The sequence below is a fragment of the Acidovorax sp. PRC11 genome, from assembly GCF_031844105.1.
Classification (GTDB): domain Bacteria; phylum Pseudomonadota; class Gammaproteobacteria; order Burkholderiales; family Burkholderiaceae_C; genus Paracidovorax.
In genome coordinates this window covers 18,231-31,659 of the sequence record NZ_JAUZUQ010000004.1, presented here as the reverse complement: position 1 = coordinate 31,659, position 13,429 = coordinate 18,231, and the positions used below count along the sequence as shown (strand labels likewise).

The window sequence follows — 13,429 nt, the reverse complement described above, 5'->3', positions numbered from 1 at the left end:
AAATTCATGAAAACACTGCCTGAATTCATAAAAAAAATCAATCGAGAAAAATACAATTTAAAATTGACTGATTTGGATATAGAAAAAGAACTAAACAATCGCAAGATACCTATAACATCATGGGGCAGGCTTAACTTGCCGGAAAATAAAAAAGAAACACATAAATTCACAGACGACCTGCATGCGGCAAAAATTATAAAAGAAATTGTTTCGACAAAAATTTCTGACAAAGCCGCAGCTATTATTTGGACAAATGCCAATATTGCCGATATAAGTTGCAATATAGATTTTATAAAAGATTTCTCCATTGAAATAACAATTGAAGATTGGGATTTCTGGATCATCGGAGAAAACTGGATAATTGAAAAATATCACGAAGGAGAAGTAGTATTTTCAAAAATCAAATTATTTAACATGCTGATCAAAGACGACTCTGCACCGCTCCATCGGTGATCTGAAGCATGAGGTAGCAGTAAGGGCCAGGGCAACCTGCTGGATGCCGCTGAGGCTCAAATGCAGCGCTAGCAGCCAGGGCAAGCCACGCTCCAGGGCCTCGGTGTGGTCGGCGACAACCGCCTACGCTTCTACCAAGACCTGCACTTCGAGTACGACGTGCATGGCAATGTCGTGCGCCGCACGCGCGGCAACCGCCGCGCCGGCCACCACGAAACCGCCGAGCTGCGCTGGAATGCCGACCACCAGTTGGTGGAGGCCACCTCCCACCGTAACGGCGTCACCCAGGCCACGCGCTATGCCTACGATGCGCTCGGACGGCGAGTGGCCAAGGCCGATGTCTTCGGCACCACGCGCTACCTGTGGGACGGCGACCTCATGGTGCACAGCCAGCGCGGGGGCAAAGCCAGCCTGTTCGTCTACGAGCCGGGCAGCTTCGTGCCTTTGGCCACCGTGCAGGGCATGCAGCAGCCAGGGGATAGTCGCATCTACTGGTACCAGTGCGACCAGATCGGCGCTCCGCTGGAACTGACCGATGCCCGGGGGCACATTGCCTGGGCTGCGGATTACAAGGTGTGGGGTGAGGCCACGCTGCGGGCGTTGCCGAGCCAGGCAACAGGCACTGACGGAATGGCAAAGCCGCGACGGCATGGGCATGGACCAGATGCCATGCCTCCGATGCGTTCGGCTGCGCCTCGGCTGATCGAGCAGCCATTCCGGTTTCAAGGGCAGCAGTTCGACGAAGAGACGGGGCTGCACTACAACCGGTTTCGGTACTACGATCCAAGTGTTGGTCGGTTCGTAGGTCAAGATCCTATTGGATTAGCTGGAGGAGTTAACACCCTATTATTTGGACCAAACCCTATTTACTGGGCCGATCCCTTGGGGCTTGCATGTATTCCCCAAAAAATTGAGGGATCAAGGCGAGAGCAAGAGAGTACAGTTGATCTAACCAATCAACATTCTGGAGCCAGGGTTCAAAATGAGGTTTACTTAAGAACAAAAGACGGAAAACGTGCAATCGACCCACTTACAGGGACAGGCCGAAGAATCGATCACGTTGTGATTGACAACATTAATGGAACAGTAATATGCTGCTGCGAAACTACTAGCTTGACAGCTGATAAGCGAGAGCAAACAGACAAAGAGAATCGCATAAGAGAAAATGGCGGGCATTATATTAGAGATCGAAAAACCAACGAGCTACTAGACGTCAAAGATAAACCCACAAAGATAATTCGGAGAAAATAATTGAAAGATTTCACAATCACTAAAGTTTCATGGCACACAAAACAAGAGGGTGCCATTAGAAACTCACACAAAGAAATTGCCGATTATTTTTTTGCACTCATAAATTTTCTTCAGAAGAACAGTTTAACAACACGTCACCTCGCATCAAACGAGAGCGAAATTGGAGAGGATTTTGAAATCCGCGCTAGCGACCTCACGGAAGAAGGACTAAAAGTAATTAAAGCTGGAATGGCTAAATGGCTGAAGCGTTTCAATGGTCGACCCATGAAACAAAGTGACATGGTCGTTTTAGAAAAGGCTTTGCAAAAGGTGCGAGAAGCGAATAATAAATAAAAAGCTCAGTTAGCTAGCGGTCAAGGCCGGTGCTTTTGGCACCGGGCTGCTTCTCGTGGGATGAAGGTCTCATGATGCACAGCCAGCGTAGGAGCAAAGCCAACCTGTAAATCTACGAGCCGGATAGTTTCGTATCCCTTGCCACCGTCCAAGGTAAGGCAGAGGAACAACACACTGGTACCACCGCGACCAGATCGGAGCGCCGCTGGAGCTAACTGATGGTCAAGGGCAGATTGCCTGGGCAGTTGATTGCAAAGTGTGAGGAGAGGCAATACTGAGCGCCGTGCCAAGATCGGCGATGGGTACGAAAGGCATGTCTAATCAGCAACTTATGGAACACGGACTTAAAGCAATTGGATGTGAATTCGATAAGTCGATTGAAGAGAGGGTTGTTTCGCCACTCTTATAGCAACCCCTGAGACTTCAGGGGCAGCAATTCGACGAAGAAACCGGGTTGCATTATAACCGCCCTATATACTATGACCCTGTTGTAGGACGATTCATTAGCGAAGATCCTATAAAGTTGATGGGGGGAACAAACTTATTCGTCTATGCTCCTAATCCTTTCTCATGGATTGACCCGTGGGGCCTCGCAAAATTAGGAAGGTGGGAGAGCGTTGGGCAAGGCCAAATACGCATTGACCCCCTCACGTGGAAATACAAACCAGCAGTACCATGCACATTGTCAGTGCCCAACCAGAAAAAAAGAAGTAGTCATCAACAAAGACGGGGCTCAGAGCCACGGATCAAGATGAGATGTTTCAGATCTGACCAGAGCTGAGAAGAAATATCTTAAGGATGAAGTTGCAACCGTCTTTATTCCGACAAGGAAAAACCCAATTTCAAGCTACTAAACGAATCGGAAGATTCTTTTCGGACCTATTGCAATAAATGAACGACGCAGAAACCCTCCCAGTTCCGGCGACGCTGTTAAAGATTTCAAAGTCTCTTGCTGCTCTCGACGCCATATTTTGCCAAGAATGGGAGTTGAGGTATTTTAGTCACAACTCAAAATGGGCTGAAGATGAAGAGATGGGATCCATGAGAGATGGGGAAGGCAGTGATTACTTTGCAATTTTTTCATCTTATGGGTGCGCTATAAAAGGATGCTACTCCAAAAGCAACTCATCGGTTTTACTTGATTTGGCAGCATCCAAAAAAAATCAAGTACCCGAAAGATTTTCAGAATTCATCACAGAGCCTGCATTTTCAATAGAGGAAGCCTCTTTCATAACTTGGTTTGACGAAAAAATTGAAAAATGGAAATCGGCAAACCCAAACTCATCCCCAGACATAGATGGCAGAAGCTATTTGCTGAACTGGCTAAAAAAAGGACCTGATTTTTACAAAAATTGGGCGGAGAAGTACTACGAAAAAGAAGTAAACGCTGGACTAGTCAGTCTAGTCTTTAATTTCCAACCACTTGATCTATCCTCATTATCTAAACTTGGAGTCGAATTAGACAAAAAAAACTAATAGAAGATCTTGAGGAAATAGGCTACCCCTATTCCAATTAGTCCTACTCATGAACAATATAGTCAGCCTCAATCCCGAAGTGCAACACTTGAATCTCAGGTAATTGACTTCGCTATGTGTTTCCCCAGAGTGGTGATGTGCACATAGGTAAACACTACGCGAATGCCTCTTGCGCACGTGAGCCGCACACCCTTCGACGCCAATGGCCACCCCGAGGCGGCCGTGGATGCCGTGGGCCGAGAGACGCGTGCCGTGTTCGACCGCCGCGGCAACCTGACGCTGCACCTGGATGCCGCCGGCACGCGACCTGCATCGATTACGGCAAAACGATGATAAGGTACTAGTCAGGTTGACCAGATCACCTAATTGCTGGACCAGGGGATCAATTCTTTGGCATGTGAAGCAAAAAGATGGCATTTCCTTCATATGCTTACCCATAAAGTGAGAATTCCAAGCTATGCACTGGCTTAGAGCACTTACGTTCAGAACCCTCAAAACCCATGAATATTATCGAAAAATTTATAGAGGATTGCATCAGCATCTCCCACGTCTATCGAATACACTCCAATGAGTTGATTCAAGAAGAAGAATTTCTTGGTCTTATCAATGATCTGCACCAAATAGGTCATGCACTCAGAAAAGAGTCAACCATTCCCAAAAATCTGGCAGCAATTCTTTTCGATCTATCGACAGCGTTCTACTCATCCATAGATTGGATGAATGATGAAGAGAAGGGTAAAACGATGCGTCTGTTCGATAAATTTTGCGATGCAGCAAGAGAAGCGATGCAAGATCCATCGGAAAGATAACTCAAATTTTCGCCCCAGACGAATACCACGATATAGCTTAATGAGCACAAGCCATAAAGTAGAACAGGCTGCCCCCAGCACCCGTAATCGTCTCACCCACCCCGATTCCTCATCCAATCCGCCGTCCCCATAAAACTCTCTCGCAATCTCACCCGCAGCGCCTCGGGAACGCCGGTCTCTCCCATTGCCTGGTCCATGCACGCCACCCACTGGTCGCGCTCCTTGATGCCGATGGAAAACGGCATGTGCCGCATGCGCAGGCGCGGGTGGCCGAAGCGTTCGATGTAGTGGTCCGGGCCGCCGAGCCAGCCGCAGAGGAACCAGAAGAGCTTGTCGCGCGCATCGGCCAGGGTGGTGCCGTGGGCAGCGCGCAGTTCGCGGTAGGCGGGCTCCAGGTCCATCAGGTCGTAGAAGCGGTCCACGAGGGTGCGCACGGCGGGTTCGCCGCCGATCCAGTCGAAGGGCGTGGCGGCAGGAGATGGCTGCTCTGCTGCCTCGACAGAGGCTGCCGGGGACGGGGCCGGAGTAGGAGCGGAGGTGGAAACGGAGGCCGGGTCTTGGGAAGAAGAAGGGTCGATCGTCGTCATCCGCGGACTATGGCACGCCTCGCCGAAGCCTCCGCAGGTCCCGGGCCCTCATCCGGTCGATCCGTGCCCTGCCCTCCTTCTTCTCACTCAATCACTCACTCCGCCGCCCGCCGCAGCGTCTCCACCACCGGCCGCCGCAGCACTTCGCGCAGCCCCCACCACCCGGCGGCCAGGGCGAGCAGCGCACCGGCCAGGGCGCCGGCCAGGGGCACCCAGGGGGAGGCGGTCCATTGGAAGTCGAACACGTAGCGGGCCAGGGCCCAGCCCACGGCGACGGCGACGGCGCTGGCCAGGAAGCCGGCGAGCAGGCCGATGCCGGCGAGTTCGGCGCGCTGCACCTGGCGCAGCAGGCTGGCGCGGGCGCCGACGGCGCGCATGATGGCGAATTCGCGGGCGCGCTCTTCGCGGGTGGCGGTGACGGCCGCGAACAGCACGACGAGGCCGGCGGCGAGCGTGAAGCCGAACAGGAATTCCACGGCCCGCACCACCTGCCCGAGCACGCGCTGCACCTGGGCCAGGGTGGCGCCCATGTCCACGTTGGTGATGTTGGGGAAGGCCTGCACCAGGCGGTTGTCGAAGCCGGGCGTGGCGGGCGCGCGGTAGGCCGCCAGGTAGGTGACGGGCAGCTCGGGCGGCATACGGTCGGTGGTGTACATGACGAAGAAATTGGCGCGCAGGGAGCTCCAGTCCACCTTGCGCAGGCTGGTGACGCGCGCCTCGCTGGGCACGCCGGCGATGTCGAAGCGCAGGGTGTCGCCGAGCTTCAGGCCCAGGGTTTCGGCGATGCCGTCCTCCACGCTGATCTCGCCGTCGGCGCCGTCCGTCCAGCGGCCGGCCACGACGGTGTTGTGGTCCGGCGCCCTGGCCGCATTGGAGAGGTTGAATTCGCGGTCCACGAGGCGTTTGGCGCGGTCGTCGGTGTAGTCCTGCGGGCCCACTTCGCGGCCGTTGATGGCGACGAGGCGGCCGCGGATCATGGGGAACCAGTCGTAGCGCTGCACGCCCGCGTCGCGCAGCGCGGCCTGGAAGGCATCGGCCTGGTCGGGCATGACGTTGATGACGAACCGGTCCGGCGCGTCGGCCGGGGTGGCGCGCTGCCAGCTGTCGATGAGGTCGGTGCGCAGCAGCACGAGCAGCACCAGGGCCAGCAGGCCCACGGCCAGGCTGCTGACCTGCACGACAGCGTAGATGGGCCGGGCGGCGATCTGGCGCGTGGCGAGCACCAGCCAGCGCGGGGCCGTGGCCTCGTTGACGCTGGCGCGCAGCAGCTTGACGGCCACCCAGGCCAGCAGCGCGAACAGCACCACGGCCCCCGCGAAGCCGCCCACGGCGATGAGGCCGAGCTTGCGGTCGCTGCTCACGGCCAGCAGCAGCGCGGCGAAGCCGGCCACGCCGACGCCGAGCACGGCGAGCGACGCGGGCTTGAGCGCGCCCAGGTCCCGCCGGATGACGCGCAGCGGCGGCACGCGGGCGAGCTGCAGCACGGGCGGCAGGCCGAAGGCGAACATCAGCGTGAGCCCCATGCCGAAGCCGAAGGCCACCGGCCAGAAACTGGGCGCGGGCAAGGCGGCCTCGACGAGACCGGCGAGCAGCAGCACGAAGACGTGGTGCACCGCATAGCCCAGCGCCACGCCCACGGCGCTCGCGAACAGGCCCACCAGCGCGAACTCCACCACGTAGCCGCCCGCGATGCCGCGCTGGCTCTGCCCGAGCACGCGCAGCAGCGCGGCGGCATCCAGGTGGTCGCTGGCGAAGCCGCGCGCGGCCAGGGCCACGGCCACGGCGGAGAGCAAGGCGGCGAGCAGGGCCACGAGGCTCAGGAATTTGCGGGCGCGGTCGAGCGTCTGGCGCATTTCCGGGCGGCCGCTGTCGAGCGATTCCACGCGCACGCCGTGCAGGGACGGGTCCTGCGCGGCCTGGGTGGCCCAGGCGGTGTATTGCTGCACGGCGGCGGGTGTGTCGCCGGCCACGGCGAAGCGGTAGGTGAGCCGGCTGGCGGGCTGCACGAGACCGGTGGCGGGCAGGTCGGCGGCGTTGAGCAGGGCACGGGGCGCGAAGCTCATGAAGCCGGCGCCGCGGTCGGGCTCGACGGTGATGGTGCGGGCGATGCGCAGGCGGCCGTCGCCGAGCAGCAGCGGGTCGCCGATTTTGAGGCCCAGGGCTTCGAGCAGGGCCGGGTCCACCCAGACCTCGCCGGGCGCGGGGATGTCGCGCGTGACGGCTCCGGGCGCGCCGGGTGCATCGGCGGTCTGCAGGCTGCCGCGCAGGGGGTAGCCGGGCTCCACGCTCTTGAGCGCGACGAGGCGGCTCGCCCCGCCCTGCTCGTCGGTGGCGCGGCCCATGGTGGGAAAGCTGAGCGTGGTCACGCCTTTCAGGCCCAGCGAGCGTGCCTCGTCGATGAAGTTGCGGGGTGTGGGCTGGTCGCTCGCGATGACCACGTCGCCGCCCAGCAGCTGCAGCGCATCGCGCTCCAGGCCGCCCTGCAGCCGGTCGGAGAAAAAACCCACGGACGTGAGGGCCGCCACGGCCAGCGCCACGGCAACGGTGAGCAGGCGCAGGCCGCCCGCGCGCAGGTCGCGCCGCAGCATGCGCCAGCCGAGCAGGAAGAAGGACGGGATCATGGGCGGCACGATAGCTCAAACCGCGCAGCCCTCCGCGGCGCCGGGGCACCCGGCGGGCCGAAGGCTCAGGCCCCGCCGATGCCGACCGTGACGCGGCCGGTGCCCGCGCACTCGGCACAGGGGGCGCCGTCCAGGCGGCCGGTGCCGCCGCAGGCGGGGCAGAGGTTTTCTCCCGTGCCCGGGGTGCCGGGTGCGGCCTCGTCGCCTGGGGCCAGCGGAGGGGCGGCCGGGCGGGACGCGCTGCCGCTGCCCTGTCCCGCCGGCTGGTCCGAGGCACCCGGCCGCGGCGCGGGCGCTCCGGTGCCGGGTTCGTCGTTGTCGAAGGCGGCGCCAGGGTCTTCCTCGCCCGCGACCGAAATGCCGAAGGAGAGCGGATCGCGCGGCTGGCCGCCTGGAGGCTGGGGCGACGCGGGGGAGGCGGTGGAGGCTGGTGGAGCGGAAGGACCGGAGGAAGCGGAAGCCATGGGGTGCCCTTTTTGAAAACAGTGCCGAAAGGCCGGAGGAATGCGGCAGCCTGCTGCCGCGTGAAGAAAGGCCGGAAGCGCATGCCGCAGCACGCTGCACCGGCCCGATCGCCTTTCCTTCCCCGGCAATCCGCATTCCCGCGTGCGGATCAGCCGTCGGCCGGCAGGGGTGCGTAGCGCACGGCGCGCGGCGGCCGGCACAGGCCCCAGAGCGCCATGCCCGCCTCGGCCGCCAGATCGACGGCCAGGGAGGTGGGCGCGGAGACGGTCGCCAGAAGGGGAATGTCCAGGCGCGCGCATTTGCGCACGAGTTCGTAGCTGGCACGGCTGGACATGACGACGAACCCGTCCGCACCCGAGCGGCCCTGCAGCGCGAGGCGGCCGATGAGCTTGTCGAGCGCGTTGTGGCGGCCCACGTCCTCGAGCAGGTCGGTGAGCTCGCCCTGCGGCGTGGCCCAGGCGGCCGCGTGCAGGGCCCCGGCGGCGGCGTTCATCACCTGCAGCGCCGGCATGGCGGAGACCGGGCGCAGCACCGTGGCCGCCGGCAGGTCGGTGGCCCAGGGCCGCGGCGTCACCCGTTCCGGCACGAGGTCGAGTGCCTGCAGGCTGTCGATGCCGCACAGGCCGCAGCCCGTGCGCCCTGCCAGCGCCCGGCGCCGTTCCTTGAGGCGGGCGAAGCAGCGCGGCGCGATGTCCAGGTGCACCTCGCAGGCCGTGCCGCCACCACCGCCGCCGCCCTGCGGCGCGTTGCGCGCGAACACCTCGATGCCGCGGCAGTCGGCGGGCGTGTCGATCAGGCCCTCGCTGAGCGCGAAGCCGAGGGCGAACGCTTCCAGGTCGGCCGGCGTGGCCATCATGACGGCGTGCGAGAGGCCGTTGAAGACCAGGGCGACGGGCACTTCCGAGGCCACGGCATCGTCCTTCCAGGGGGACGGCTCCGCGTCGGGGTTCGTGCCGTGGCGCTGCACCCTGCGTGACACCACCGGCTCCGGCGAGGGGGCCGAGGACGCGCCCTGATCCATGCCGCCATCGAGGCCGTCGCCCTGCCCCCGGTCGCCGGAAGCACCGGCCGGGCCCGGCAAGGCGCATGGGGACGCGGATTCGGATGCGGATGCGCAGGCGTGCCGCCCGGCCACCTGGGCGCGCCCGGCATCGGTGAGCCGTGCCAGCCATCGGTCGCCCTCCTGGACCACGCGCACCCACCCCGGCCCCGGCTGGCCGCCCAGCACCGCATCACCGAGCAGCGTCAGGCGGCGCATGATGGCGCTGCCGGGCAGGTCGAGGTGCTTGGCGAGGCGCGGCAGCGACACGCCCTGGGACGCATCGAGTTCGGCGAGGGCCGCGAGCAGCGCGGCGGTGAGGTCGTCGTCCGGAACGGTCAAGGCAGGCTCAGATCGCGCCCACGGGCACGGCGGATGCGGCCGCGTCGGGCCGTGACGAAGCGGCGGCGGCGTCGGTGCCGGCACCGGCCGCGCTGGGCACGAGCACCACGGGGATGGACTTGGACGTGGGCGTGCCGGCGTTGAGCGCCACGGACGAGAGCGGCACCAGCGGGTTCGTCTCGGGGTAGTAGGCCGCGAGGTTGCCGCGCGGGATGTCGTAGCCCACGAGCTTGAAACGGTCGGCGCGGCGCTCCTGGCCGTCGCTCCACACGGTCCGGATGTCGACCCGGTCGCCGTCCTTGAGGCCCAGCGCACGGATGTCTTCCGGATGGATGAAGACGACGCGGCGCTGCCCGTAGACGCCGCGGTAGCGGTCGTCGTGGCCGTAGATGGTGGTGTTGTACTGGTCGTGCGAGCGCGTGGTGAGCAGCGTGAACACGATCGCGTCGCGGTGGCGGGCGCGCGCCTGGTGCACGGGCGTGTCCTGCGGCACGGGGTGTGGCACGAAGCCGGCCTTGCGCGTGGCCGTGGCCCAGATGCGCTCGCTGGCCGTGTTGCGCAGGCGGAACCCTCCGGGCGCGGCGATGCGCTGGTTGAAGTCCTTGAAGTCGGCGAACACTTCCTCGATCTTGTCGCGGATGCGCGCGTAGTCCTCGATGAGCCAGAGCCACGGCACGCGGCTGCGCGCCCCGAGCGTGGCCGCGGCCAGCCGGGCGACGATGGCGGGCTCGGAGAGCAGGTGCTCGGAGGCCGGCGGGTTGATGCCCATCGAGATGTGCACCATGCTCATGGAGTCCTCCACCGTCACGCCCTGCGGACCGGCGGCCTGCATGTCGATCTCGGTGCGGCCCAGGCAGGGCAGGATCAGCGCCTCGCGGCCATGCACGATGTGGCTGCGGTTGAGCTTGGTGGTCACATGCACCGTGAGGTCGCAGCGCCGCAGCGCCTTCCAGGTTTCGTAGGTGTCGGGCGTGGCCGCGGCGAAATTGCCGCCCAGCGCGAAGAACACGCGCCCCTTGCCGTCCAGCATGGCCTGGATCGCCTCCACCGTGTCCACCCCGGGCTCGCGCGGCGGCTCGAAGCCGAAGACCTCCTGGAGCCGGTCCAGCAAGGCGGCCGGGGGCTTCTCCCAGATGCCCATGGTGCGGTCGCCCTGCACGTTGCTGTGGCCGCGCACCGGGCACGGGCCCGCGCCCGGACGGCCGATGTTGCCGCGCAGCAGCAGCCAGTTGACGATCATCTGGATGGTGGCCACCGAGTGCATGTGCTGGGTGATGCCCATGCCCCAGCAGGCGATCACGCTGCGGGCATTGCGGTACACCTCGGCGGCGGCGCGGATCTGCGCCTCGGCGAGCCCGGATTCCTCTTCGATGACGGACCAGGATTCCGCGCGCAGGTCCGCCAGCAGCGCCTCGATGCCGGTGGTGTGCTGCTGGATGAAGGCGTGGTCGAACACGCCGCCCTGGCGGTCCTCGATCTCGGCCAGGTGCTTCATCATGCCCTTGACGACGGCGAGGTCGCCCCCGACCCGTACCTGGAAGTAGTGCGTGCTGATGGGCGTGGAGCCGAGCGTCGCCATCTCCATCTTGCTCTGCGGATCGGCGAAACGCTCCAGGCCGCGCTCGCGCAGCGGGTTGAAGCTCACGATCTGCGCGCCGCGCTTGTGGGCCGCGCGCAGCTCGCCGAGCATGCGCGGATGGTTGGTGCCGGGGTTCTGGCCGAAGATGAAGATCGCGTCGGCCTCTTCGAAGTCCTGCAGCGTGACCGTGCCCTTGCCCACGCCGATCTGCGGGCGCATGGCGCTGCCGCTGGGCTCGTGACACATGTTGGAGCAGTCGGGAAAATTGTTGGTGCCGTACTCGCGCACGAACAGCTGGTAGAGGAACGCGGCCTCGTTGCTCGCGCGGCCCGAGGTGTAGAAGATGGCCTGGTCGGGGTCCGGCAGCGCGTTCAGGTGCCGGGCGATGAGGGCGAAAGCGTCGTCCCAGGCGATGGGCACGTAATGGTCGCTGGCGGCGTCATACGCCATGGGGTGCGTCAGGCGGCCCTGGTCTTCCAGCCAGAAATCGCTCTGCGCCGCCAGTTCGGCCACCGTGTGGCGCGCGAACAGCTCGGGGCCCGCGCGCCGCGCCGTGGCCTCGGCCGCCACGGCCTTGGCACCGTTCTCGCAGAACTCGAACGTGGAGGCGTGGTTGCGATCGGGCCAGGCGCAGCCGGGGCAGTCGAAGCCGTCGGGCTGGTTGGCCGAAAGCAGCGTCTTGGCGCCCTTGACGGGGATGTCCTGCCGCAGAAGGGTGTTCTTCACGCTGTTGAGCGCCCCCCAGCCTCCCGCAGGACCTTTGTAGAACTCGATTTTCTGGTCGCTCATCGTGGTCTCCCTTCAAGAAAACATGGCGGATGGAGAAAAAGCGCCCACCCTTGCGGAGCGCCGGGCCGCACAGCCCGAAGGCTACGCGCTTGCCGCATCCCTTGCGGGCGGCGGGGCCTTGCCGCGGCGGTGGCGCATGGCAGGCCCTGGAACCGCTCAGGACGCGGTCTTGAATTTCGCGGCCGCGTCGGCCAGGCCCGCGGCCTGTTCCCGCATGCGCAGCGCAGCGGCGGCGGCCTGCTCCACCAGGGCCGCATTCTGCTGTGTCATCTGGTCGATGCGTCCCACGCTCTGGTGCACGCCCTCGATGCCGGTGCTCTGCTCTTCGCCCGCCGCGGCGATGCCTTCGATGAGGCGCGTGACCTCGCCGATCGATCCGGCGACGCCCTGCATCGATGCCCGGGCCGCGTCGGCCACGCCTCCGCTTGCGTCCGCGCGCTCCACCGATGCGGCGATGAGCGTGCGGATCTCGCGGGCCGCGCCCGACGAACGCTGCGCGAGCGCCCGCACTTCCGCGGCCACCACGGCGAAGCCCTTGCCCTGCTCGCCCGCGCGCGCGGCCTCCACCGCCGCGTTGAGTGCGAGGATGTTGGTCTGGAAGGCGATGCTGTCGATGACCCCGATGATGTCGCGGATGCGGTGGGCATCGTCGCGCATGTCGACCATGGTGGACACCACGCGCTCCACCGCCTCGCTGCCCCGGACCGACGCGCGCGACACCTGGTGCATGAGGCCGTCCACCTGCCGTGCATGGCCCGCGGTCTGCACCACCGTGGCGGTGATCTGCTGCAGCGTCGATGCGGCCTCGTTCACCTCGGCCGCCTGCCGTTCGGTGCGCGCTGCCAGATCGCCGTTGCCGTCGGCGATCTCGCGCGTGGCGATGCGCAGCCCTTCGGCGCCCTGCCGCACCTGCCCGACCAGTCCCGCGAGGCCGACGCCGATGCCGTTGATCGCCTGCAGCATCCGGCCCACCTCGTCGCGGCGGCCGACGTTGAGCTGCGTGGTGAGATCGCCCGCGGCGATGCGCTGCGCCGCGGCGCAGCCCTCGGCCACGGGGCCGGTGATGCCCCGGCGCGCCAGTCCGTAGACCAGCGCCGCGACCAGCAGAGGCAGCGCGACCGACACCGCGAGCCAGGCCGGCGGCAGCGGCGGCAGCAGCAGCCACGCCACGGCGCCCACGGCGTACTGGGCCGCGATCACGCAGAGGGCCAGCCGCTCCGCGGCCCCCAGCGACGGCATGCCGCTCACGTCCAGCCCCACGTAGAGCACGGCCACGACCTGGCCCGCGGCATCGCGCACCGGGTCGTAGCGGGTCATGTTCTGGCGCCCGAACACCGATGCGTAGCCCACGTAGTGGCGCCCGGCCACGAGCAGGCGGTAGGCGGGATGCGAGCGGTCCAGCAGCGTGCCGGCGGCGCGCTCGCCGTCCTGCTTGCGCACCGAGGTGGCGACGCGCACGAAGTCGTCGCCCTGGCGCGCGAAGACGGTGGCCCGCACGCCGGTGTCTTCGGTGAAGCGGTCGATGGCATCGACATCACCGTTCAGCACCCGGCCGCCGCAGCGCAGCACCGGCGCCTGGCCTGCTGACGCGGGCTGCAGTTCGAACGCGCCCGGGTAGCCTGACGCGAAGCGCCGCGCCGCCGCGCCGATCCGCCGGGCCAGGGCTCCGGGGAGCATGCCTCGGC

General features: G+C 64.2%; 13 protein-coding genes and 1 pseudogene. 8 read left to right on the top strand and 6 right to left on the bottom strand.

From position 1 onward, the window contains the following. The first annotated feature begins 6 nt into the window (after positions 1–6). The 8 genes and pseudogenes from Q9R47_RS05755 to Q9R47_RS05725 all read left to right on the top strand — a co-directional run bounded on the left by Q9R47_RS05755 (position 7) and on the right by Q9R47_RS05725 (position 4,322). The gene (locus Q9R47_RS05755) at positions 7–453 is read left to right on the top strand and encodes a hypothetical protein (RefSeq protein WP_311232253.1); all 447 of its coding nucleotides are present in this window, start codon (positions 7–9) and stop codon (positions 451–453) included. Positions 454–558: 105 nt separating this feature from the next. After that, positions 559–1,704, top strand: a complete 1,146-nt coding sequence (locus Q9R47_RS05750; protein ID WP_311232252.1) for an RHS repeat-associated core domain-containing protein — start codon at positions 559–561, stop codon at positions 1,702–1,704. Then, positions 1,705–2,037, top strand: coding sequence for a hypothetical protein (locus Q9R47_RS05745; RefSeq protein WP_311232251.1), 333 nt, complete (start codon positions 1,705–1,707; stop codon positions 2,035–2,037). A 193-nt stretch (positions 2,038–2,230) separates the two neighbouring features. Then, on the top strand, positions 2,231–2,299 hold the full coding sequence (locus tag Q9R47_RS24290; protein WP_404977108.1) for a hypothetical protein: 69 nt from the start codon (positions 2,231–2,233) through the stop codon (positions 2,297–2,299). 147 nt (positions 2,300–2,446) lie between these two features. Then, a pseudogene (locus tag Q9R47_RS24285) lies at positions 2,447–2,632 on the top strand (RHS repeat-associated core domain-containing protein); the annotation flags it as partial. A 296-nt stretch (positions 2,633–2,928) separates the two neighbouring features. Next, the gene (locus tag Q9R47_RS05735) at positions 2,929–3,513 is read left to right on the top strand and encodes a hypothetical protein (protein WP_311232249.1); all 585 of its coding nucleotides are present in this window, start codon (positions 2,929–2,931) and stop codon (positions 3,511–3,513) included. A 162-nt stretch (positions 3,514–3,675) separates the two neighbouring features. Then, positions 3,676–3,846 carry an RHS repeat domain-containing protein gene (locus Q9R47_RS05730; RefSeq protein WP_311232248.1) on the top strand — a complete coding sequence of 57 codons (171 nt, stop codon included), beginning with the start codon at positions 3,676–3,678 and terminating at the stop codon, positions 3,844–3,846. Between the two features lie 167 nt (positions 3,847–4,013). Then, positions 4,014–4,322: a hypothetical protein gene (locus tag Q9R47_RS05725; RefSeq protein WP_311232247.1), complete on the top strand. Its 309-nt coding sequence runs from the start codon at positions 4,014–4,016 to the stop codon at positions 4,320–4,322. A 92-nt stretch (positions 4,323–4,414) separates the two neighbouring features. Here Q9R47_RS05725 and Q9R47_RS05720 read toward each other — a convergent pair whose 3' ends face one another. The 6 genes from Q9R47_RS05720 to Q9R47_RS05695 form a co-directional block, all read right to left on the bottom strand. Then, the gene (locus Q9R47_RS05720; RefSeq protein WP_311232246.1) at positions 4,415–4,909 is read right to left on the bottom strand and encodes a group II truncated hemoglobin; all 495 of its coding nucleotides are present in this window, start codon (positions 4,907–4,909) and stop codon (positions 4,415–4,417) included. Between the two features lie 95 nt (positions 4,910–5,004). Further along, entirely contained in the window at positions 5,005–7,530 is a 2,526-nt protein-coding gene (locus Q9R47_RS05715) for an FtsX-like permease family protein (protein WP_311232245.1), read from the bottom strand. Positions 7,531–7,595: 65 nt separating this feature from the next. Next, positions 7,596–7,994 carry a hypothetical protein gene (locus Q9R47_RS05710; protein WP_311232244.1) on the bottom strand — a complete coding sequence of 133 codons (399 nt, stop codon included), beginning with the start codon at positions 7,992–7,994 and terminating at the stop codon, positions 7,596–7,598. Positions 7,995–8,143: 149 nt separating this feature from the next. After that, positions 8,144–9,016: a formate dehydrogenase accessory sulfurtransferase FdhD gene (fdhD, locus tag Q9R47_RS05705; RefSeq protein WP_404977107.1), complete on the bottom strand. Its 873-nt coding sequence runs from the start codon at positions 9,014–9,016 to the stop codon at positions 8,144–8,146. A gap of 367 nt (positions 9,017–9,383) precedes the next feature. After that, positions 9,384–11,744 carry an FdhF/YdeP family oxidoreductase gene (locus Q9R47_RS05700; RefSeq protein WP_311232243.1) on the bottom strand — a complete coding sequence of 787 codons (2,361 nt, stop codon included), beginning with the start codon at positions 11,742–11,744 and terminating at the stop codon, positions 9,384–9,386. Between the two features lie 156 nt (positions 11,745–11,900). Further along, on the bottom strand, positions 11,901–13,421 hold the full coding sequence (locus tag Q9R47_RS05695) for a methyl-accepting chemotaxis protein (protein ID WP_311232242.1): 1,521 nt from the start codon (positions 13,419–13,421) through the stop codon (positions 11,901–11,903). Positions 13,422–13,429 lie beyond the last annotated feature (8 nt).

Bases quoted from the DNA above. Each gene is read 5' to 3' on its own strand.
- Q9R47_RS05710 (WP_311232244.1), bottom strand. From the start codon at position 7,994: ATGGCTTCCGCTTCCTCCGGTCCTTCCGCTCCACCAGCCTCCACCGCC.
- Q9R47_RS05735 (WP_311232249.1), top strand. From the start codon at position 2,929: ATGAACGACGCAGAAACCCTCCCAGTTCCGGCGACGCTGTTAAAGATT.
- fdhD (WP_404977107.1), bottom strand. From the start codon at position 9,016: ATGGATCAGGGCGCGTCCTCGGCCCCCTCGCCGGAGCCGGTGGTGTCA.
- Q9R47_RS05725 (WP_311232247.1), top strand. From the start codon at position 4,014: ATGAATATTATCGAAAAATTTATAGAGGATTGCATCAGCATCTCCCAC.
- Q9R47_RS05720 (WP_311232246.1), bottom strand. From the start codon at position 4,909: ATGACGACGATCGACCCTTCTTCTTCCCAAGACCCGGCCTCCGTTTCC.
- Q9R47_RS05695 (WP_311232242.1), bottom strand. From the start codon at position 13,421: ATGCTCCCCGGAGCCCTGGCCCGGCGGATCGGCGCGGCGGCGCGGCGC.
- Q9R47_RS05755 (WP_311232253.1), top strand. From the start codon at position 7: ATGAAAACACTGCCTGAATTCATAAAAAAAATCAATCGAGAAAAATAC.
- Q9R47_RS05730 (WP_311232248.1), top strand. From the start codon at position 3,676: ATGCCTCTTGCGCACGTGAGCCGCACACCCTTCGACGCCAATGGCCAC.
- Q9R47_RS05700 (WP_311232243.1), bottom strand. From the start codon at position 11,744: ATGAGCGACCAGAAAATCGAGTTCTACAAAGGTCCTGCGGGAGGCTGG.
- Q9R47_RS05715 (WP_311232245.1), bottom strand. From the start codon at position 7,530: ATGATCCCGTCCTTCTTCCTGCTCGGCTGGCGCATGCTGCGGCGCGAC.